This is a genomic window from Listeria sp. ILCC792 (genome assembly GCF_900186135.1).
GTDB lineage: Bacteria > Bacillota > Bacilli > Lactobacillales > Listeriaceae > Listeria > Listeria goaensis.
On sequence record NZ_FYBO01000010.1, the window covers coordinates 43801 to 65984 of the forward strand.

Consider the following 22184-nt stretch of genomic DNA (forward strand, 5'->3'; position numbering starts at 1 on the left):
CGAGAAACTTTTACTTCCTGTTTTTACATAAAAAAAGGAGGGGTTTGGATGAAGGTTTTAGTTTTAGGTGGTACGCGTTTTTTTGGTAAGCGTCTTGTGGATATTTTGCAAGCGGAGGGGCACCGTGTGACGATTGTGACGCGCGGCAAGGCGGATGTGACTATTCCAGCTGGTGTGAGGCATTTAAAATTAAATCGCGAGCGGCGCGAAGATTTATTTCAACTGGCAAATGAACAATTTGATGTAATTTATGACAATATTTGTTTTTCACCGCAAGATGCGCTTTATTTAATTCAAGCCTTTAAAGGCAAGAAAACGCGGCTGATTTATACGTCCTCTCTTTCGGTTTACGGGATAAAAGGACGGGCGCTTTTGGAAGAAGATTTTGATAGCAAGCACTACGAAATTATTCTTGGCGACCGCATGGACTTTGATTACGGCGAAGGGAAGCGTCTCGGCGAAGCGGTATATTGCCAGAAAGCGGATTTCGACGTGGTCGCTGTACGTTTTCCAATCGTGCTTGGCGCCGATGATTACACGAAGCGTCTGCAATTTCATACATCAAGAATCATGAATGGTACAGAAATCGGGCTCCAAAACGAGGAGGCGGAAATCGGGTTTATTACCTCAGACGAAGCTGCGCGGTTTCTTGCGTTTATCGGCACGAAGTCAGACTTTACTGGCCCGATAAACGCGGCGTCAAATGGTGTTTACAAGCTTAGCGAATTAATCGAAACATTAGAAACAATTACGCAGAAAAAAGCGCATGTTGCTGATGTTTCGGAAACTGATGATGAAAACGAATCGCCGTTTGATATTCCGAAATCGTATTATTTAGACAATACAAAAGCTAAAAATCTTGGCTTCATCTTTCAAGATGTCCATGACTGGCTACCAGTTGTTGCCAAAGAACAAATGCTAGCGAAAGATTTTAAATAAGAAAGAAGAGAAGACGATGCTAACTTTTGAAGAGAAAAAACAAATTATTTCCCGGTATACCCAATTAGAGGAAAAAGCGATTTCGCTTGGGCGTGTGAATTATCATTATCCAGAAAGTAAACGTGATAAGTCCATCTTAATTAAACATTTACATCCTAACGGAAATGGCTATGTGTATGCGCCGTATTTAGATGCGGATACGCTTGATAAACAAGGTTATTTCAACGTTTTTGAAGCAAGCGAATCCGAATTAGTCGGGCTCATCGAAGCCGCAATCGCATATATGGATAGCGACGGGGATATATTCCAAGAAGGGCAAGAAATAACGTATGTTGATGAATTTAATGAAAAACTGTCCTTAATTTATGAAAATAAAATGTGGATTGTTTACGCTTTCGAAAATGTGGAAGCGATATTCCCAACGATTGAAGCCGCGGAAAGCTATTTAAACGACGAAGGTTTTTTTGAACAAAAATAAGAGGAGGATTTCGAGTTGGAAACAGTTCAAAGTTTGCGTGAGCGCATTGCCGTCAGTGATCATCGGGCGAAGGCGGATTGTATTATTAAAAATGGTCGAATTATCAACGTCTTTACAGGAGAAATTATGGAGGGCGACATTGCCATTAAAAACGGTTATATCGCCGGCATTGGCTCGTTTGAAGAGGCTGCTAAAATTATTGATGCGAAAGGGCAATATATCGCGCCTGGCTTTATAGATGCCCACGTCCATGTGGAGAGCGCCATGATTACACCGAGCGAGTTTGCCCGTGTACTTTTGCCAAATGGTGTCACAACGATTGTGACGGACCCACATGAAATCGCCAATGTGGCAGGCGTTCCGGGAATCGAATTTATGCTAGCAGATGCAGAAGACGCGCCAATCGATATGTTTGTCATGTCACCATCTTCTGTCCCAGCAACGCCCCAAGAAAACAACGGGGCCACACTTCTTGCGGAAGATTTAAAGCCGCTTTATACACATGAGAAAGTCATTGGGCTTGCGGAAGTGATGGATTTTCCGTCGGTCGCATCAGGCTCGGCTGATATTTTACAGAAAATCATTGATGCGAAAGCGAATGGCGGGCGCATTGATGGGCACGGGGCCGGCTTAACGCGCGATAACTTGAATAATTATTTGGCGGCTGGGATTCGGACGGACCATGAAAGTACGACGCGCGATGAGGCGCTAGACCGCGTTCAGGCGGGCATGTTTGTCATGCTTCGTGAAGGAACTGTTGGACGCGATTTAGAAAAAGCGATTCAGGCTGTGCGAATTGAAAACAGTCACCGTTTTTGTTTTTGTACAGATGATAAATTAATTCCGGATTTAGTTCGGGAGGGGTCGATTAATTACAATATTCGGCTTGCGATTGCGCACGGGATTGCGCCGATTACAGCGATTCAAATGGCAACAATTAATGCTGCAAACTGTCATAATTTACCTTATTTGGGGGCGGTTGCAGCAGGCTACCAAGCGGATCTTGTTTTCCTCGAACGCTTGGAGGATGTTGCGATTACAAAAGTTTTCAAAAAAGGAGAGCTACTCGTTCAGGACGGCATTCGCTTGGAAGAAAAATTCGGAAAAGCGGCTACCAATTTTGTATCGCCAAAAATCACACATCGCTTAACGAAAAAAGATTTGCGACTCACTTTGAAATCGGAAAACGTACGCGTGATGGGCATGTTGCCAAACAGTTTATTCACCGAGCGTTTAACCGCCACTGTGGACCTCAAAAACGGCGAATTTGTTCCCGACGCTTCCCGCGATTTAGCTAAAATGGTCGTTGTGGAGCGGCATAAAGGAACGGAAAATGTTGGCCTAGGCATTGTGAAAGGTTTCGGTATGCAAAACGGCGCCATTGCGACCACTGTAGCCCATGATTCTCATAATATTGTGGCGGTTGGTATGAATGATGCGGACATTGATTTTGCGATTCGTCGTTTAACGGAAATTGGCGGCGGCGTTGTCGTTGTTGCAAATGGCAAATTGCTTGGCGAGTTGCGCCTCGAAATTGCGGGCCTACTTACACATGCCCCGTTTGAAAAAGTGCAAGCCGATTTAGAAACGCTTTTAAGTGTGTTCCAGACGATTAGTCAGGCGCGCGGATTTGATCCGTTTCTTACGCTATCGTTTCTTACTTTGCCTGTCATTCCAGAATATAAACTTACCGATCAAGGGCTGTTTGATTTCCAAAAATTTGATTTTGTTCCACTTGAAATTGACGAGAAAGGGTGAGCTAAATGACTTGGTGGCGCTATGTACGCGATAAACGCTTTTTCTTATTTTTCTTTTTCATCGTCATGTTTTTTGTTGGTCTTTTAATTTACATTGATCCAAACAGTAAACTAACACTCGGCAATATTATTTATTTATACTTTTTCGTGTTCATGTTTTTAGTCGCCTATCTGATTCTCGGCTATATTTTTAAATATCGGTACTGGCAAGAAATGAAAGAGCTTGTTGATGGGGAAATCGATGAAAATATTATCGAACTCTTACCGAAACCGCGTACGAGCGAGCAAGCTTTCTTCAATGAACTGATGCGCAAAAAGCATCGAGAAGAACAAAAAACGGTGACGGCGCTTCAAGATAAGCAAGAAGAATATCATGATTTTATTTTATACTGGGTGCATGAAGTTAAGACACCACTTGTGGCTAGTAAAATGCTGATTAAAAATCCGGATTTGAATGATACTGCAACGATTTTTTCGAAAGTCGATGAGGAGCTTGACCGGGTGGATCAATTAGTGATGCAAGCCCTGTACTTCTCCCGGCTTGACACATTTGCAAAAGACTATTTTATCCAAGAACAAAATCTTGGAAGTGTTGTTAGGGAGTCGATTAAGCGCCATTCTCGGCTGTTTATTTCCGGGAAGAAAAAGCTTTCGATGGATGATGTGAACGTTGATGTGCGGACGGACAGCAAGTGGCTTGGGTTTATTTTGGACCAGATTATTTCAAATGCTTTGAAGTATACGCCTGAGGGTGGCGAAGTGAAGATTTGGTGTGAGGAGGAAAAAGAGCGCATCGATTTGCATATTTGGGATAACGGTCGTGGCATTAGTGAAGAAGATTTGCCGCGCGTGTTTGAGCAAGGCTTCACGGGCATGATTGGTCGGAAAGAAAAGAAAGCGACGGGCATTGGGCTTTATTTGGCGAAACAAATGGCGAAAAAGCTCGGCCACAGCGTGGAAATTAAATCGAGTGAAGGAGAGTTCACGGAGCTCATTCTTCACTTTGCAAGAAAAGCAGACTATTTATTAGTGGCAAAAGATTTGGAGGAGGATTCATCATGGTTGAAGAATTGATTGTACGCGGAGCACCGCAAGAATATGTTTGTACAACGGGCGCATGGAAAACGCTACCGGAACATTTAAAAAGACGTCGTTTGGAAAAAGTCCTCGTTTTGCATGGCGACAAGTCATGGGAAGTGGCTGAGGAGAAATTTCCTGATTTGCCAGAGGTGACCGTTTCATTTGAACAATATAATGGCGACTGCACCTACGAAGAGCGCGACCGAATTGTTCGCCTCGTTCAAGAAAAACAATTTGAAGCGATTATTGCAGTTGGCGGTGGGAAAATAACGGACTTAGCGAAAGCGGCTGCGCATGTGTTACGCATGCCAGTACTTATTTTACCAACACTTGCTTCGACTTGTGCGGCAGCGACACCACTTAGCGTCATGTATGATCAAAACGGCGCTATGATTTGCTACGATGTGTTCCCTGAAAGCAACGCGCTTGTTTTAATTGAGCCGGAAATCATTTTGCATTCTCCAATCTCGCTAATGATTGCTGGAATTGGTGATACGCTTGCGAAATGGTACGAGGCGGATGTCATCATTTCCCAGCTGGAAAATCTGCCGGTTGAAGTTGAAATTGCTTACTTTGCAGCGAATAAATGTCGGGAAAATCTGTTAGAGCTTAGCGTTTCGGCAATTGCTGCAATGGAAGCGGGCGAATTAAATGATGCGTTTATTAAAACGGTTGAAACGAATATTTTAGTTGCTGGAATGGTGGGTGGCTTTGGTGACCGCTATGGCCGAACGGCTGGCGCACATTCAATTCACGATGCACTCACAATGATTCCAGAAACACATTCTATCTTACATGGGAATAAAGTTGCGTACGGCGTGTTCGTTCAACTCGTTCTTGAAAATCGTTTTGATGAATTGGAACGGTTACTGCCATTTTATACGGCGCTTGGTTTGCCGACTTCACTTGCCGATATGTTGACGGAGTCGCTTTCTGAAAGCGATATACGCGCTGTTTCAACTCGTGCGACAGAGGCGGGCGAAACAATTCATATGATGCCGGGTGAAATAACTGCGGATAAAGTCGAGCAAGCGATACTTGGGCTTGAAAAATATCGAATGGAAAAGCAGGTTAGATAAAATGAACATACGGATAGAAACGCAGGAGGAAAATCGGGGAATTTTTGAGATTCATAAACGCGCTTTTGGTCGCGAAGATGAAGCTAAGTTAGTGGATTTAATTCGTGAAACGGAGCAGTATGTCTGTGACCTTTCACTTGTCGCTGAAACGTTAGACGGACAACTTGTCGGTCACGCCTTGCTTAGTGAAATTTTTCTTGAAAGAGAAGGGGAAACACGCGTTTTACTTGGTCTTGCACCGGTTTCGGTGTTGCCAGAATTTCAAGGCGAAGGGGTCGGGAGTGCGCTCATTGAGGAGGGCATTCGGCTTTCGCGTGCCAAAGCATATCCGGGAATTATCGTGCTCGGCCATGCGTCTTACTATCCTAAATTTGGTTTTAAGAAAGCTGCTGATTTTGGGATTTCTGCACCGTTTGATGTCCCGGAAGAAAACTTTTTAGCGCTTGAATTGTATCCGGGTGGCTTAACTGATTTTAGCGGAGAAGTTCGCTATCCCGATGCGTTTAACCAAGTGTAAAGGAGTGCGAAAAAAAGAGGCATAAATTCAGTAACAACCATGTTTGAAATGGAATGGTTACTTGGATGTATGCTTCTTTATTTTGATGCGAAAAATCTATTTGCTTTGGAAAAATTCTAAAATAAAATCGTGAAATAGTCGTTCGGATGGAGATAAATTGCGTTTTTTGGTGGTGATGAGGCCGACTGAACGGCGTAAGTCCTTGTCGCGCAAAGGGATGCTGATGGTTTCTTTGAAGATGGCACCGTCTAAAATCATTTCTGGGAGAATGGAGATGCCGAGTCCAGCGCCAACTAGGCCTTGAATTGTGTAGAAATCGGTGCTTTGAAAGGCGATATCAAGCATAATACCTTTTTTTTCGGCGGACTTTTGGACGATTTGGAATAAATCGAAGTCGCTCGGATAAAGGATAAATTTTTCTTGGACGAGGTCTTGAAGCGTTAACGTCTGCTCGCTGCTTAGCGGATGCGTTTTTGGGACGATTACTTTTAATTTTTCATCAAAAAAGCGGGTTGTGTGAAAAAATTCGGATTCAGCTGGGACGGGTGACAAAAACGTGAAGTCGAGGTCGCCAGAGTGTAGCATGTTTGTGAGTTCTGCGTTTGAGCCTTCCAGAAATTGATAGGAAATGTCGGGATATTTTTCCCGAAACTTGGAAATGACGGCGGGTAAAACTTTTGTGGCGAGCGAGTTAGGGAGCCCGACGCGCACGGTTCCAAGTGTTGGGTTGGTATACTCGGTAACAATGGATTCTGCTTTTTGGAGTTCATTGAAGGCGCGCTTGGCTTGTTCAAGAAAATCTCTCCCAACATTTGTAAGGCGCATATTTCGGCCGACGCGTTCAAACAGCGCCACGCCGAGTTCATCTTCGAGTTTAATAATCTGCCTACTGACGGCAGATTGGGCGACGTGTAAATTTTCGGATGCTTGCGTCATATGTTCGACTCTTGCGACTTCCATAAAATATTTTAATTGGCGTAGTTCCACGTTAAACACTTCTTTCGTTCTCAAAATGAGATTGTTTTATTCTATTATATATATTGTTTCGATAAATGAAAAGGGATAAAATAGAACTTACACAAAACGTCACTTGATGGGAGAGAATTTTCTATCAATTTAGTTTATTCCGTCAATAAAGAGAGGCGGATGCTGGAGGAGGAATTTGAATGAGAAATGTAGGATTGCCAAAAAAACATGGTTTATATAATCCGGAAAATGAGCATGATGCTTGTGGAATCGGTTTTGTGGCGAATGTACAAAATAAAAGTTCGCATAAAATTGTGGAGCAAGGGATTCACATGTTATGCCAGCTTAAACACCGCGGTGGTGAAGTTGGCGGAGATACGGGTGATGGCGCTGGCATTTTACTTGAAATTTCAGATGCTTTTTTTAGAAAAGTTTGTTCTGAAGAGGGCATTTCACTTCCAGAAAAATTTAAATATGCGGTGGGTATGATTAATTTTCCGCAAGATGAATTTGAACGCACAAAGCTGATGGAACGGTTTGCGGCAATTGTTTCGGAAGAAGGGCAAACGTTTCTTGGCTACCGAAAAGTGCCAACCGATGCAACGAAAATTGGCGCGGGCGCGAAACAGACGGAGCCGGTAATTTACCAGATTTTTATTGAACAGGAAGAAGCACGTTCTGAAAAGGAATTTGAACGCGCGCTTTATTTGATACGGAAACAAATTGAAAATTTTGCAAAGACACTTGACTTAGAAGGGACTTTTTACGTGCCGAGTTTATCAACTCGGACAGTGATTTATAAAGGGATGTTACTGCCAGAGCAGATTAGCGCGTATTATTTAGACCTCGCAAGCCAAGAATACACGTCGGCTTTTGCGCTCGTTCATTCGCGCTTTTCGACGAACACATTTCCAAGCTGGGAGCGGGCGCATCCTTACCGCTACTTGATTCATAACGGTGAAATCAACACACAACGCGGCAATGTGAACTGGATGAAGGCTCGTGAGAAACGCGCAGAAAGTCCACTTTTTGGCAAAAAGCTCGGTCAGGTTTTGCCAATCATTGATGAAGCAGGTAGCGACTCGGCCACGCTTGATAATGCGCTTGAATTCCTCGTGCAAACAGGGCGGGCGCTCCCGCACGCGGCAATGATGCTCATTCCGGAGCCGTGGGATAAAAACAAAAATATGTCGGAGGAAAAACGTGCGTTTTATGAGTATCACGCGACACTCATGGAACCGTGGGACGGACCGACTTCGATTTCCTTCACGGACGGCCGCGTCATTGGGACAATTTTAGATCGCAACGGCTTGCGTCCGGCTCGTTATTATTTGACGAAAGACGGGACAATCATTTATTCGTCGGAAACAGGTGTTGTGCCAGTTGATGAAGCGGACGTTGTGAAAAAAGAAACCGTTGGCGCTGGCCAAATGCTGCTCATTGATTTGGAGCAAGGGCGTATCATTCCGGACGCCGAGCTTAAAGGGGCATTAGAATCGGCGGAACCATATGCGGACTGGCTTGAAAATCTAACCGATATTTCCGAGCTCACGAAAGATGTAAAAGAGGATTTCGTGCCGCTCACAAAATCGGCTTGTTTTAAACTCGAGCAGGCTTTTGGCTACACGCAGGACGAGTTGAACAAAATTTTAATTCCGATGGTGACGGAGAAAAAAGATCCGATGGGCGCAATGGGGTACGACGCGCCGCTTGCAGTGCTTTCGAAACGACCACAACTTTTGTTTAATTACTTCAAGCAACTATTTGCGCAGGTGACGAATCCGCCGATCGACGGACTTCGCGAGGAAACGGTTGTGTCGACGATGACGCTTCTAGGCGACGAAGGAAATATTTTAGCTCCTGGCGCACAAAACGCTAATCGAATCCGCTTGAAAACGCCAATTTTAACGCGTAAGGAATATGCGGCCCTAAAAAACCAAACTAAATTTAGCGAAGCCACGACGATTTTACCGATGCTGTTCAAACAAGAAGAATGCGAGTCGCTAGATGCGCGCTTAAACATTCTTTTTACCCAAGTAGAAGAAGCCATTCAAGCAGGTAGCAAGCTCATTGTTTTAACGGACGAAGGGACGAACGCCGATTGGATTGGTATTCCGTCACTCCTTGCGGTAAGTGGTTTGCATCAACATTTGATTCAAAAAGGTTTGCGGACGAAAGCGAGCCTCATTGTGAAAACAGCCGAGGCGCGTGACGTTCATCAATGCGCAACACTTATTGGCTATGGTGCGGATGCGATTTTCCCGTATCTTGCGCTGCACGCTTTCCATGATTTAATTGAGCAAGGTCGCATGAAAGGTTTTACGCTTGATGAAGCGGAAACGAGATACATGGAGGCGCTCACAGACGGAATTTTAAAAGTGATGTCGAAAATGGGGATTTCCACTGTGCAAAGTTACCGCGGGGCACAAATTTTTGAAGCGATTGGCATTGGCGCTGACGTAACAGAGAAATATTTCCCTGGGACGGCAAGCGTATTATCAGGCATTCCGCTTGATATTATTGCGAAAGAAGCGTGGCTCCGCCATAGACAAGCGTTTCACGATATTGGCTATCAGGCGTTTACGCTAGATTCAGGCGGTGAATACCAGTGGCGTTCGAACGGCGAATATCACGTCTATAATCCACTTGCGATTCACTCCTTGCAACGCGCGACACGCGAAAATGACCGCGAAGCTTACGAACTATACGCCGATTTAATGCAAAATCAAAATCAAGCTTTTCTACGTGGCTTGTTTGATATAAAAAGTGATCGTAAGCCCGTTCCTATCGAGGAAGTTGAACCAGCCGAAGCGATTTTTAAACGGTTTAAAACGGGTGCGATGTCTTACGGTTCGATTAGCCAAGAAGCCCACGAAGCGCTCGCTGTAGCAATGAATCGCCTTGGTGGCAAAAGCAATAGCGGTGAGGGCGGTGAAAATCCAGCGCGTTTTGTGCGCGATGCAAACGGCGATTTGCGCCGAAGCGCGATTAAACAAGTGGCGTCTGGTCGTTTTGGCGTAACAAGCCATTACTTGGTCAATGCGGAAGAGTTGCAAATTAAAATGGCACAGGGGGCGAAACCAGGCGAAGGAGGACACTTGCCTGGGAAGAAAGTGTATCCGTGGATTTCCAAAACACGTGGTTCAACAACTGGAGTCGGCCTCATTTCCCCGCCACCACATCATGATATTTATTCAATTGAAGATTTATCCCAACTTATTTTTGACTTAAAAAATGCGAATCAAAAGGCGCGTATTAATGTGAAACTCGTTTCGAAAACCGGCGTAGGCACAATCGCGTCTGGTGTGGCAAAAGGAAACGCCGATGTCATTTTAGTTAGCGGCTATGAAGGCGGAACAGGTGCTGCTGCCAGAAGTAGCATTCGCCACACTGGTTTACCGTGGGAAATTGGTCTCGCGGAAACACAGCAAACGCTCCTTTTGAATGGCCTTAGAAATCAAGTCACCTTGGAAACAGACGGCAAAATGATGACCGGTAAAGACGTTCTCATCGCGGCATTACTAGGCGCAGAAGAATATGGTTTTGCGACAGCGCCGCTCGTGACACTCGGCTGCGTCATGATGCGCGTTTGTCACATGGATACTTGCCCGGTTGGCGTCGCAACACAAAATCCAGAGCTGCGCAAAAAATTTGCCGGTTCCGCCGACTACGTTGTGAATTTCTTCCAGTTTATCGTTCAAGAAATGCGCGAAATGATGGCGGAACTAGGTTTCCGCACGCTGGACGAACTAATTGGCCAAAAACAATATATCACACTCCACGAACGAAAAGACGCACACTGGAAAGCGAAATATTTGGACTTCAGCAAGTTGCTTTATACAGATGACTTTTACAAAACACAGACGCAAATTTGCACGAAGGCGCAAAATCATAAGTTAGAAGAAACACTTGATGCCCGCCAAATTGTACAGCAAATTCAGCCAGCACTTGAAGCGGGGCAAAAAGTGACGGGGACATTCCCTGTGCGCAACATTGACCGCACAATTGGCACCATCTCGGGTTCAATGATTAGCGAAAAATTTGGCGCAGAAGGCTTACCGGAAGATACCGTTGATTTGACGTTTATCGGTGCTGCAGGTCAAAGTTTTGGTGCCTTTACGCCAAATGGCATGACACTTCGAATCATAGGCGATGCGAACGATTACTTCGGAAAAGGGCTGTCAGGCGGGAAACTCATCGTCGCACCAAATGACAAGACACCCGTAAATCCGCACGAATCGGCCATCGTCGGCAACGTCACACTTTACGGCGCAACAGGCGGAGAAGCTTATATGTTAGGAAAAGCGGGCGCCAGATTTGCCGTACGAAATAGCGGTGCGACCGCCGTTGTAGAAGGCATCGGCGATAATGGCTGTGAATATATGACAGGTGGTGCCGTAGCCATTTTAGGCGAAGTGGGAGACAATTTCGCAGCGGGAATGTCAGGCGGTGTGGCGTACGTTTATACGCGTGACAAGGAAGCCTTTCATTTGAAGACGAACCACGAACTTGTTTCGGTGCGGAGCGTGTCTTCTGCGCGGGAGGCGAATCGTTTGAAGGATATGCTGATTCGCCATGTCGCCTACACAGGGAGCAAGTTCGCGAAATCCATTTTAGACCAATTTGAAAATGAACTTGAGCATTTCGTGTACGTCATTCCGCATGAATATGAGGCGATTTTGACGCGAATGGAAGAGCTTGAAGCGAGCGGTGAAACGCATGCGGCGGCTGAACTGGCAGCATTTTATGAGCTGACGGGAAATAAAGAGGAAGTTACGGCGCAGTAAAGGAGGCGATGAATTTGGGAAAATCAACTGGTTTTATGGACTATAAACGGATTAAAGCGCCCGTTCGCGATCCGAAAACGCGGACGCGCGACTGGAATGAATATAATCTACCGATGCCGGAACAGGATTTAACGATTCAAGCGGCGCGTTGCATGGACTGCGGTGTCCCGTTTTGTAGCGTTGGCATGGAAATTAAAAACGGCGTATCGGGTTGCCCGCTGAACAATTTGATTCCTGAGTGGAACGATGCGGTTTACCGCGGCGACTGGAAAGAAGCGCTCATGTTGCTTATGAAGACGAACAATTTCCCAGAGTTTACTGGGCGTGTCTGTCCAGCCCCGTGCGAAGGGGCGTGTACGGTCGCGATTTCGGAACCGGCGGTCGGCATTAAATCGATTGAAAAGGAAATCATTGACCGCGGATTTGCCGAAGGGTGGATTCAGCCAGAGCCACCGCAAAATAGGACGGGTAAACGGATTGCCATCATCGGCTCTGGCCCCGCTGGTCTTGCTTGCGCTGATCAGTTAAACAAGGCGGGGCACTTCGTCACGGTTTATGAAAAAAGCGATCGTATCGGCGGCTTGCTCATGTACGGCATCCCAACGATGAAACTCGAGAAAGAATCCGTCATGCGCCGTGTCAATTTGATGGCCGCTGAAGGCGTCGAATTTGTGACAAACGTCAACGCCGGCGTTGACATCACAATGACGGACTTAAAAGCTGAATTCGATGCCGTCGTCCTAGCAACGGGTGCAAGCAAGCCTCGTGATGTTGAAATCCCTGGACGAGAAGCAGCAGGCATTCACATGGCCGTCCCGTACTTGACCGAAAGCATTCGCGACAATCTCGATAACAAGGGCGTTCAAACCCTCTCTGCACAGGGGAAAAAGGTGATTATCATTGGCGGTGGTGACACCGGTGCGGATTGTGTTGCGACAGCCCTTCGGCAAGGTGCAACCTCCATTCACCAATTCGGACACCGCGGTAAGCTTCCAGAACAGCGGACCGGGAAAAACCCGTGGCCTGAATACCCACATATTTTCCAGATGGATTACGCTCACGCTGAAGCGGAAGCCGTTTATGGTGCTGATCCACGCGAGTATTTAATTAGCACAGTCGCGTTTGAAAAAGACGACGCTGGAAACCTAATTGGTCTTCACACTGTTCAAGTGGACCATGATGTAGAGAATCATAAGTACACACAAATACCAGGTACTGAACGTTTCTTTGAAGCCGACATGGTTCTAATTGCCGCTGGATTCGCTGGCGCTACAGATGATATTTTCACGAATTTCAATGTGGGCCAAACAAAGCGCCACACAATTGATGCCGCAAAAGGGTTTTACAGAACGAGTGAGGAAGCAGTATTCGCTTGTGGGGACGCAAGATACGGCCAAAGCCTCGTTGTGACAGCCATTGCAGAAGGCAGAGAAGCTGCGCGTGAGGTTGACTTTTATTTAATGGACGAAACGTTCTTACCATAAGAAAAGCGAAGGATTTGCCTCCTTCGCTTTTTTACGTGGGAAAATAATATTTTAATAGCATACTAGTGAAAATGAACTCAATGAGAGTTTTTTGGAAGAGTTATAACTTTTGAAAAACATGGATACCTCACAAAAATCAATATTCTCCTAGATAAAAGGGGATAGAAAAGAGACTCAATTCGTGTTAAGATAAATGAGCAGAGAAGTAAAGATGGTGGCTGAAATTCCCTAGCAAGGGGGTGAGGCCGATGTTTATTCGAGGTTTCTTCCTGGAAAGGATTAACTGTGTCGGTGTATGAAACGCTAGTGCTGATGATTGCTTTTGCAATGTTAGTATTAGCTGTTCGTGACTCGAACGATAAGCAAAAAAAATAACCATCTAATTCTTTGGACGAAAGGATGGTTATTTATATCATCTAATCAGCCACCATCTTTAATGGCTCTGTGCGGGGATATGTTAGCGCATATCCCTTTTCTTATTTCGAGTATACCACACACTTTCAAAAAAACAAATTCTTTTTAAACGATAAATTACTCCTAAAGTCCAAAAATCCACCGAAAGCCAAGGTGTATTTCAAAATTTAATATAAGCAATAATTGAATAAAGATGAGCAAGAACATAGGAAAGTGGGGGAATGGAATAGTCGATTAATTATCTGCATACTTTTTCAAAAACAGTTCAAGAATCAAATCGATTTGAATCATTAAAAACGAGCGTGAAGTAATATCATAGTTATGAAAAGCATTTGTTGGAATTCCCGCACTAATACTACTAAGCACCAAATTATTTAGTGAATTATTCTTTGCATTTGTCATTGAAAGAATCGGACAGCCAGTTTGTTTTACTTTTTTAGCCGAGGCAAGTAAACTACTCGTTTCACCACTCATACTGATAAAAATAACCAAATCGTTTCGCTTACAAAGTTGTGGAAGTAAATCAAGCATATGCGATTCATATATATACATGGAAGGACGATTCAGTTGGTACAAGTATTTACTCATATATTCAGCAAGAGGTTTGGTTAAGCCTACTCCGACTATAAACAGACTTTCTGCTTCATAAATGTGCTTTGCAAAATAGTCAATCGATTCTAAAGTTAAAGTTTGCAAAGATTGCTCAAAAAAGCGATGATATTGCGCCACTAAATCCTTCTCTTGAATTTGTACCATTTGCGCAAGCAGCTGATTAATTTCGTATTTAAACTGCGAATATCCTTGAAAGCCAAGTCGCTGAGCTAATCGAATAACTGTAGAATTAGAAGAAGCAATTCGTTTTGCTAAATCCGTCAAATTCATCTGATTCACAAGCTCTGGATGGTTATCAAGGTTAAAAAAAACCGACTTTTCAGATTCACTCAATTCATCGAGATGATTTCCGTAGTAAGCCATTAAAACACCCATTTGTCTTCCCCTTCCTGATTCGTTTCACAGCCCTATTGTAACCTATTCTGGATAATTATCCAAATTCTGAATGAAAATGTTTGCATTTTAGTGATATATTATTTTTATCAAAAGAGCAAAGGAGAAAGTTAAATGAATATTGGAGCGCTAATAGCACCGAATTTAGTTCTTGCGAAGCAACACGTTTCCACAAGAGAAGAAGCGTTGTCGAAACTCGCTCGGCTACTTTTTGAAAACGAATACATCGCAAGCATTGACGAATTTTTAGCCGATGTATATAAACGAGAAGAACATTCCGAAACTGGAATGGAAAATGGTTTAGCTATTCCACATGGAAAAAGTAAAGCTGTTAACAAAGCTGGATTTGCAGTCATGACTCTTGATGAACCAATGAAAAAGGGAGCTTGGCCATCTTTAAATCCTGAAAATAAAGTAGATGTAATCTTTCTTTTAGCCATTCCAGAGAGCGAAGCAGGAACGACACATTTAAAATTGTTGGCTGAGCTAAGCAGTCGATTAGTAGATGAAAATTATCTAAATGCAATCAAGGCAGCAAACTCGTCAGAAGAAATTGTAGCTTTATTATCTGAAGAAAAAGAAGAAAAGACTTCCGAAAAGGTGAATTCGGATAAGTTTCTTTTAGCCATTACTTCTTGTGCAACAGGAATCGCGCATACGTATATGGCAGCTGAAACTTTAGAGAAGAAAGCAACTGAAATGGGCATTAAAATCCATGTTGAAAAACAAGGTGCTAACGGTCTAGAAGATAAAATTACGCCTGAAATGGTGAAAAAAGCTTCAGGCATTATTTTTGCAGTCGATACAAAAGTTAAAGAACGTGAACGCTTTGCAGGTCTGCCTTATGTACAAGTGAAAGTAGCGGAACCTTTAAAACGAAGTGAAGAAATTATTAATCAAGCCTTGAATTCTCCCCAAGGAATTGTAGAGGGGACAGTTGAAGAAATATCAACTAATTCTGGCACGGAAAAGAAAGGAATTAAAAATGAAATCATTACGGCTGTAATGACAGGGATTTCATACATGATTCCACTTCTCGTTGCCGCAGGGTTAATGCTAGGAATTGCGAAACTTGTTTGGAGCTTAGCGCTTGGAATGGATCCAGCCGTTATTGGTGAAGCCGCTTACCGTGATACGGGTGGTCTAGTCACCTTCTTGCATTATCTAGATGCATTCGGAAACTTACTCTTCAAATTTATTTATCCAGTATTTGCAATGTTTGCGGCTTATTCCATTGCAGACCGCCTTGGTTTAGTAGCAGGTTTTGCAGGTGGACTTTTTGCAGGCGGGTTACATTACACATTCTGGGGAATTGATGGCGGAATTCCAAGTGGGTTCTTAGGAGCATTAGTCTTAGGTATTGCGGCAGGTTACTTTTCTCGTTTCTTAAACAACAAGATTAAATTAAGTAAAAATTTAAGCGCTATGAAGCCAATGTTCTTGGTTCCAGGCTTATCGGTACTTTTCATCTTTGTACTCAATATGTATTTCGTGGATCCAGTATTTGGAGCTTTAAATAAATGGATTGCCGATGTGATTACAAATATGAGTGGGGCAGGAGAGATTGGTCTATCAGCAGTTATTGCAGCTGCAACAGCATTCGACTTAGGTGGACCAGTCAATAAAGCAGCCGGTGCAATTGCAATCGGTTTAGCAGCAGATGGCATTTTTCCACTAACTGCCCGTGTACTTGCAATTGTCATTCCGCCACTTGGACTTGGCTTATCTACGATGATCGATCGATTTGTTGTTGGACGACGTGTGTATTCACAAGAGCTACGTGTTGTTGGAGGCACTTCATTCCTACTAGGATTTCTAGCCATTTCAGAAGGTGCAATTCCGTTTATGCTAAGAAATCCGCTGATTACGATTCCTATCAATGTGATTGGGGCTATCGTAGGTTCCTGTACAGCAGTTGCCTTAGGCGCAGTGCAGTGGCTACCACTCCCAGCAGTTTGGGGCTGGCCACTTGTTGAGCATTTACCAGCTTATTTAATTGGCTTGCTTGCAGGGGTTCTTGTAATAGCATTTGGAAACATCTTTGTAAGATACGCGATTATTAAACGCAAAGAAGCTAAAGGTAAGAAAGTTGATATGTAAAAATCAGAAATGGGGCAAATATTTGTTTGTCCCATTCTCTTTAGAAATAAAAAATTTAGAATAGGTGATTGATCCGTGAAAAGGCAAGTTTTTGTTGTACCACATAGTCATTGGGATCGTGAGTGGTACTTTTCAATAGAAGATTCCAATACATTATTAAGTGAAAATCTTTCCCAGTTGTTGCACTTTTTGGAGAGGCAACCTGAATTTAAAACATATACCTTTGATGGACAGATGTCTGTTGTTGAGGATTATCTTAAATATACGCCTGAAGATGGCCAGCGTATCAAAAAACTTGTTCAAGAAAATAGGCTACATGTAGGCCCTTGGTACACACAAGGGGATACTTTACTTGTTCAAACCGAATCGACCATTCGTAATTTATTAATTGGAAAATTAGGAGCTGAAGCGCTGGGACATTCGATGGATATTGGTTATTTGCCAGATGTTTTTGGGCAAAATGCTTATTTACCAAGCATATTTAGACGATTTGGCCTGTCCTATAGCGTGTTTCAAAGAGGTGTGTATAACGAACAAGTTAGCGAAGATTTAAATTTCAACTGGATTGCACCAAATGGAGAGGGGATTAAAACCAATAATCTCTTTTTTGGATATGGTCCGGGAAAATTCTTATCAAGTGAAGAGGACTATGTAGAAAAAACATTGCTTCCGATTTTAGAGGCGCTAGAAGCTAAGAATCCAGCGCACGTGCCTTTGTTACTACCAGCTGGGGGAGATCAGGTTTTTGTTCGAAAACACTTCCCACAAGTGGTTGAAGAACTCAATAAACGGGATTGGCATTATGAATTTATTTTGTCAGATTATGAAAGTTTTATGGAAAAAGCATGGGAGTGCCCGCACGCTACTGAAATTTCTGGGGAACTAATTGCTTGTCAAAAATCACGTATTCATAATACAATACGTTCGCAACGAATGGATATTAAAATTTTAAACGCAAAAGTAGAAGAAAAACTGTATCAACAGTTGGAACCTTTGGCAGTGCTTAGCAAGGATCTTGGTGGAAATTATCCGCAAAACTGGATTAATCATTGTCTAAAACTTCTTTTTGACGTGCATGCGCATGATTCGATTGGCGGGTGTAACTCAGATGAAACTAATCGGGAAATTATGAATCGTTTATTTAAAGTAGAACGAATTATTGACGATCAGATTAATATTTTGAAAAAGCAAATTAGCAGGGCTGTCTTGGGAGAAGAATCGGGTGTACTTGCATTCCATTTAAGTCCTAAAAGTGTAGAAAAGCAAGTGGACTTCGTTGTGTTTACTCACTCAAAGCAAGTTCGACTAACAGATATTGTAGGAAATATTTTAAACCAAGTGATTCGCAAACAAGAATATATTTCTGGCGGAACCCAGGTGAAGGTGACGGCGGACGGCGAAGTGCAAGTTGAACTTCCGGGGTATTACCGTACGGAAATTACAGCAAGAGTCCATTTTGAAGGATTTGGCTATCGTAAGCTGCAGCTTGATGAAACCTCTGCTGAAGTGTTAGCGTTAACGGAAGCAACAAGTATCCGTAATGAATTTTATGAGATTTGTGTTGCTGGCGGACAAATTGAATTAAGAAGAGCAGATGGAACGGTTCGAAAAAACTTTTTTGATTTTGAAAATTGCGCGGATGGTGGGGATTCTTATGATTTTTCACCTATCGAAGGAAACGAAGCCAATTTTTCAAACGGATTTCATATTCTCGAAGTGAAAGAGTCAGCAGAAGAAAGTCAGATGGTTGTAGAAACGGAAGTGGCAGTGGCAAAAAATCTTGAGCAGGCGAATGCATTAACCGAACAGATGAAAATCCAGACAACGATTCGTCTCACGAAGAACTCTGATTTAATTCATTTAGCGCACAAGCTTGATAATCAAACTAAAGATCACCGAATTCGAATGCGGTTTGCCAGTGAAAATAAAGCGGGTACGAGTTTCGCAGATCAAGGCTATAGTTTGCTAGAACGTCAAAACAATAATCCTTATTTATCAAATTGGAAAGAACTTGGGTTTGCGGAATCCCCGCAAGCAATTTATCCGCTTGAACGTTTGGTTGTAACGCCAGATGAGGCAGGACACTTGGCGGTTTATCCAAAAGGATTAAAAGAATATGAGGCAACGAATCAACACCTTTTTATCACTCTATTTAGAAGTGTTGGCCTACTTGGACGCGATGACCTTGCTTGGCGGCCGGGGCGAGCGTCTGGAATTAATAATAAAGTGGTGGAAACGCCTGATGCTCAGATGCAAGGTGAATGGATATTTGAACTGAGTTGCCGTTTTACGGCAGGAGAGCCAGAACCCGTTCATTTATATGGGAGCGCAGAAGAAGTTTCTCGTAATGTACTGAGCTATCAATTACAAAATTTGAATAGCTTTGAAGAGCGTCTAGATCGTTTTGAATTACCGCAACCTGAAAACTTACAAGGTTTACCAGTAGAAAAAACCATGCTTACCGTGCCGAATGATATTTTTGTAAGTAGTATGAAAAAAGCAGAAAAAAGCAACCAAATCATTTTGCGGGTATTTAATCCACAAGAAAAACCAATTATATTACCAGAAACACTTCGCAAGATTTGTACATTAGATGAAAAAGCGGATAAAAGCGTAATAGAAATTGGCGGAAAAGATTTTGCAAGTCTAGTCTTGAATCAAGTAGGTGAATAAATTGGAAATCAAACAAGCAATTTCAGAAAAAATAAACCAAATATATCGTGATAAAGCAGATGCAGTGATGGCGGAGCTTGAACCCGTCATTCAAAAATTTGAACAACTTTCCTTTCCTAAACATGAAGTTATCGGGGAAAACAATGTCTATTTGATTACTTACGGTGATAGTATTCAGTCTGCAGGCAAGGCACCTTTACTTGCGCTTAAAGAAACGCTTGATGAAGTGGCGCGAGAAACTATTTCGGATGTACATTTACTCCCCATGTTTCCTTATACGTCAGATGATGGATTTTCCGTGACCGACTATTATCAAATCAATCCTTCACTTGGAGACTGGTCGGATATTCATCATCTCGGACAAGATTATCGGTTAATGTTTGATTTTGTTGCAAATCACATGTCAAAATCAAGCGACTGGTTCAAAAGATTTTTAGTAGAAGATCCAGAATTTCGAGAAGCCTTTATAAAAGAAAATCCTAATTTTGATGTTTCAAACGTTGTAAGGCCTCGGACATCACCACTCTTCCATACCTATGAAGGGAAAAATGGTTCTGTTTCAGCATGGTCAACCTTTAGCGAAGACCAAGTCGATGTGAACATTCAAGACGGAAAAATGCTCGCGCGGCTGACAGATGTTATTTTAACCTATGCACGAGAAGGGGCTTCTTCCATTCGACTGGATGCAATTGGTTTTTTGTGGAAAAAATCGGGAACAAGCTCGATTCATTTAACGGAAACGCACGAATTAATTCAGCTTTGGCGAATTTTGTTGGAATATTTCGCACCCAACACCCAAATCATCACTGAAACGAATGTACCGCATGAAGAAAATATCAGCTACTTTGGCAACAAACGGAATGAAGCACAGATGGTTTACCAGTTTCCGCTTCCGCCGCTTGTCTTACATGCTTTTACAAAAAACAGCAGCGAAATTCTAAGCGGTTGGGCTAAAAATATTGATCGTGTTTCAAGTACATCGACCTATTTTAATTTTCTAGCCTCTCATGACGGAATTGGAATGCGCCCAACAGAAGGCATTTTACCTGAAGAAGAACGTGGATTTTTAGTCGAAAAAGTGCTGGCAAATGGCGGAAAGGTATCTTATAAATCGAATCTAGATGGTAGTGAGACAGTTTATGAGCTAAACATTAATTATTCAGAAGCATTACGGAATGAGGGAGAAGATGATGAACAGACAACTCAGAAAATGATAGCGGCACATCATATTTTACTCTCGATGGTCGGTGTCCCAGCCATTTACTACCATTCTCTTTTTGGTTCTAAAAATGATTTTAAAGGTGTGAATGAATCTGGTATTAATCGGCGTATCAACCGTGAAAAATTGGATAAAGAAGTTTTGCTTAACGAGTTAGAAACGAATCATTATCGCAAGACGATTTTTAACGGCATTTCTAAGTTAATCAAAACTCGAAAAAACTACGAGCAATTTAGCCCTTATGCGAGCCAAAGTGTGTTAGATTATGGAGCAAAAATCTTTGCGTTAAAACGAAATCTTGGAGATGGACAAAAGAGTATTCTGGCTTTTACAAACGTAAGTAATGAAACTGTATCAATCGAAGGCGTAAGTGGATTTGACATTATTAACGAAGCTCTCGTTACAAATACGCTCTCTCTTAACGCTTACGGATTTGCATGGATTGAGGTTGAAGAAAAATGAAAATCGCAATCGCGGTGGATTCCTTTAAAGGAAGTCTAACAAGTTTAGAAGCTGGAGAAGCCATTCAAAAAGGAATTCATCAAATCGATGCTTCAACAGACATCCAAGTTTATGAAGTTTCAGACGGCGGTGAAGGGAGCATGAGTGCCTTAAAACATGGCCTAGAGCACGTGGAAAGTGTGACGATGATAGCGACAGATACACTGAACCGGGCAAGAGAAGTCAGCTACCTCATCACAACTTGGAAAAATAAAAAAACAGCTATCATCGAAAGTGCATCGATTATCGGAATTGAAGCCATCAAACCAAGCGGAGAAACGACAAAACAAGGGAGTAGTTTTGGTGTTGGCGAAATGATTCTAGATGCCAAAGCACGGAATTGTAAGCAAATCGTTATCTTTTTAGGCGGAACAGCAACATCAGACGGCGGATTAGGCTTGCTTACTGCTCTTACAAAAGGAAATAAACATGAAGGAAACTTACTTTTGCAAGAGGCGAAATTTGATATTGATTTACACGCGCTAAAAGAAACCTTCGCAGAACTTGAAATCTTCATTGGAAGTGATGTGAGTAATCCTTTCTCAGGTGAGCTTGGTTTTGCACATGTGTTTGCACCACAAAAAGGAGCAAGTTTGGAGCAAGTGAAGCGACTAGATGCACGGGCAAAAGACTGGGCAAACTTTATTTTTGAACAAGTAGGAACAGATTTAAATGAGCTAGCAGGAACAGGAGCGGCTGGGGGGATAGCAGGAAGTCTGGTCTGTATTGGTGGGAAAATCGAATCTGGATTTGATCTAATTGCAGCAATGACCAACTTAGAAGCTGCTCTAAAAACAGCAGATTTAATCTATACGGGAGAAGGCAGTATAGATCAACAATCCGCACAAGGAAAATTACCAATGAAAATTGCTGAAATTGCTCGGAAATATGCAATTCCAGTGATTGGGCTTGCTGGTAGGAGAAGCGCAAACTTAGGTGATTTGGAAGCACTCCTTCTGGGCGTTTTTTCAATTCAACAAGAGCCGATTTCTTTAGACTCGGCCTTGAAAAAAGAAGTGGCAGCTAAGAATCTCGCTTTGACAGCTAGAGAAAGTTATCAGCTATTTAAATACATTCCTAAAAATTAAAAGAAGCCTGAAGCGCTCATTGGAAAGTTTTGTGTAGTGAACATTTGCTACGAAGATAAAAATAATATAACTGAAGTAGGGGTGGCAGTATTTATAA

General features: G+C 42.8%; 15 protein-coding genes. 13 read left to right on the forward strand and 2 right to left on the reverse strand.

What is annotated here, in order from left to right; all coding sequences use genetic code 11:
* The first annotated feature begins 48 nt into the window (after positions 1–48).
* Genes CFS60_RS10705 through CFS60_RS10730 form a run of 6 tightly spaced genes read left to right on the forward strand, consistent with a single transcriptional unit; the run spans position 49 to position 5850 of the window.
* A complete protein-coding gene (locus tag CFS60_RS10705) occupies positions 49–939 on the forward strand; it encodes an NAD-dependent epimerase/dehydratase family protein (RefSeq protein WP_088810877.1) in 891 nt (296 codons plus the stop codon).
* Between the two features lie 16 nt (positions 940–955).
* Complete coding sequence (locus CFS60_RS10710) at positions 956–1417, forward strand: hypothetical protein (RefSeq protein WP_088816216.1); 462 nt, start codon at positions 956–958, stop codon at positions 1415–1417.
* Between the two features lie 15 nt (positions 1418–1432).
* Complete coding sequence (gene ade / locus CFS60_RS10715) at positions 1433–3175, forward strand: adenine deaminase (RefSeq protein ID WP_088839238.1); 1743 nt, start codon at positions 1433–1435, stop codon at positions 3173–3175.
* 5 nt (positions 3176–3180) lie between these two features.
* Positions 3181–4248: a sensor histidine kinase gene (locus CFS60_RS10720; protein ID WP_088810880.1), complete on the forward strand. Its 1068-nt coding sequence runs from the start codon at positions 3181–3183 to the stop codon at positions 4246–4248.
* Positions 4233–5333 (forward strand): iron-containing alcohol dehydrogenase family protein, encoded by a 1101-nt coding sequence (locus CFS60_RS10725; protein ID WP_088810881.1) that lies wholly within the window; start codon positions 4233–4235, stop codon positions 5331–5333. Before CFS60_RS10720 ends, CFS60_RS10725 begins: the two co-directional genes overlap by 16 nt.
* A 1-nt stretch (position 5334) precedes the next feature.
* Complete coding sequence (locus CFS60_RS10730; RefSeq protein WP_088839239.1) at positions 5335–5850, forward strand: GNAT family N-acetyltransferase; 516 nt, start codon at positions 5335–5337, stop codon at positions 5848–5850.
* Positions 5851–5946: 96 nt separating this feature from the next.
* Here CFS60_RS10730 and CFS60_RS10735 read toward each other — a convergent pair whose 3' ends face one another.
* On the reverse strand, positions 5947–6837 hold the full coding sequence (locus CFS60_RS10735; RefSeq protein WP_088810883.1) for a LysR family transcriptional regulator: 891 nt from the start codon (positions 6835–6837) through the stop codon (positions 5947–5949).
* Positions 6838–7016: 179 nt separating this feature from the next.
* Between CFS60_RS10735 and gltB the strand changes: the two genes are divergently transcribed.
* From gltB to CFS60_RS14160, 3 genes are all read left to right on the forward strand, one after another.
* Entirely contained in the window at positions 7017–11603 is a 4587-nt protein-coding gene (gltB, locus tag CFS60_RS10740) for a glutamate synthase large subunit (protein WP_088839240.1), read from the forward strand.
* Positions 11604–11617: 14 nt separating this feature from the next.
* Entirely contained in the window at positions 11618–13087 is a 1470-nt protein-coding gene (locus CFS60_RS10745) for a glutamate synthase subunit beta (protein ID WP_088839241.1), read from the forward strand.
* Between the two features lie 285 nt (positions 13088–13372).
* Positions 13373–13462 carry a putative holin-like toxin gene (locus CFS60_RS14160; RefSeq protein ID WP_220387118.1) on the forward strand — a complete coding sequence of 30 codons (90 nt, stop codon included), beginning with the start codon at positions 13373–13375 and terminating at the stop codon, positions 13460–13462.
* Between the two features lie 273 nt (positions 13463–13735).
* Here the strand turns inward: CFS60_RS14160 and CFS60_RS10750 are convergent, their stop codons facing one another.
* A complete protein-coding gene (locus CFS60_RS10750; protein ID WP_088810886.1) occupies positions 13736–14488 on the reverse strand; it encodes a MurR/RpiR family transcriptional regulator in 753 nt (250 codons plus the stop codon).
* Between the two features lie 132 nt (positions 14489–14620).
* Here CFS60_RS10750 and CFS60_RS10755 point away from each other — a divergent pair, with 132 nt between their 5' ends.
* The 4 genes from CFS60_RS10755 to CFS60_RS10770 all read left to right on the forward strand — a co-directional run bounded on the left by CFS60_RS10755 (position 14621) and on the right by CFS60_RS10770 (position 22087).
* The gene (locus CFS60_RS10755; RefSeq protein ID WP_088810887.1) at positions 14621–16606 is read left to right on the forward strand and encodes a fructose-specific PTS transporter subunit EIIC; all 1986 of its coding nucleotides are present in this window, start codon (positions 14621–14623) and stop codon (positions 16604–16606) included.
* 75 nt (positions 16607–16681) lie between these two features.
* Positions 16682–19279: a glycoside hydrolase family 38 C-terminal domain-containing protein gene (locus CFS60_RS10760; RefSeq protein WP_088839242.1), complete on the forward strand. Its 2598-nt coding sequence runs from the start codon at positions 16682–16684 to the stop codon at positions 19277–19279.
* Positions 19272–20960, forward strand: a complete 1689-nt coding sequence (locus tag CFS60_RS10765) for a sugar phosphorylase (RefSeq protein WP_369823194.1) — start codon at positions 19272–19274, stop codon at positions 20958–20960. Before CFS60_RS10760 ends, CFS60_RS10765 begins: the two co-directional genes overlap by 8 nt.
* The gene (locus CFS60_RS10770) at positions 20957–22087 is read left to right on the forward strand and encodes a glycerate kinase (protein ID WP_088816221.1); all 1131 of its coding nucleotides are present in this window, start codon (positions 20957–20959) and stop codon (positions 22085–22087) included. The genes CFS60_RS10765 and CFS60_RS10770 overlap by 4 nt, the downstream gene beginning before the upstream one ends.
* Positions 22088–22184 lie beyond the last annotated feature (97 nt).

What these genes read in the sequence shown, in the direction of transcription:
- CFS60_RS10705 (WP_088810877.1), top strand. Translation starts at nt 49, where the DNA reads ATGAAGGTTTTAGTTTTAGGTGGTACGCGTTTTTTTGGTAAGCGTCTT.
- CFS60_RS10710 (WP_088816216.1), top strand. Translation starts at nt 956, where the DNA reads ATGCTAACTTTTGAAGAGAAAAAACAAATTATTTCCCGGTATACCCAA.
- CFS60_RS10720 (WP_088810880.1), top strand. Translation starts at nt 3,181, where the DNA reads ATGACTTGGTGGCGCTATGTACGCGATAAACGCTTTTTCTTATTTTTC.
- CFS60_RS10725 (WP_088810881.1), top strand. Translation starts at nt 4,233, where the DNA reads ATGGTTGAAGAATTGATTGTACGCGGAGCACCGCAAGAATATGTTTGT.
- CFS60_RS10730 (WP_088839239.1), top strand. Translation starts at nt 5,335, where the DNA reads ATGAACATACGGATAGAAACGCAGGAGGAAAATCGGGGAATTTTTGAG.
- gltB (WP_088839240.1), top strand. Translation starts at nt 7,017, where the DNA reads ATGAGAAATGTAGGATTGCCAAAAAAACATGGTTTATATAATCCGGAA.
- CFS60_RS10750 (WP_088810886.1), bottom strand. Translation starts at nt 14,488, where the DNA reads ATGGGTGTTTTAATGGCTTACTACGGAAATCATCTCGATGAATTGAGT.
- CFS60_RS10755 (WP_088810887.1), top strand. Translation starts at nt 14,621, where the DNA reads ATGAATATTGGAGCGCTAATAGCACCGAATTTAGTTCTTGCGAAGCAA.
- CFS60_RS10770 (WP_088816221.1), top strand. Translation starts at nt 20,957, where the DNA reads ATGAAAATCGCAATCGCGGTGGATTCCTTTAAAGGAAGTCTAACAAGT.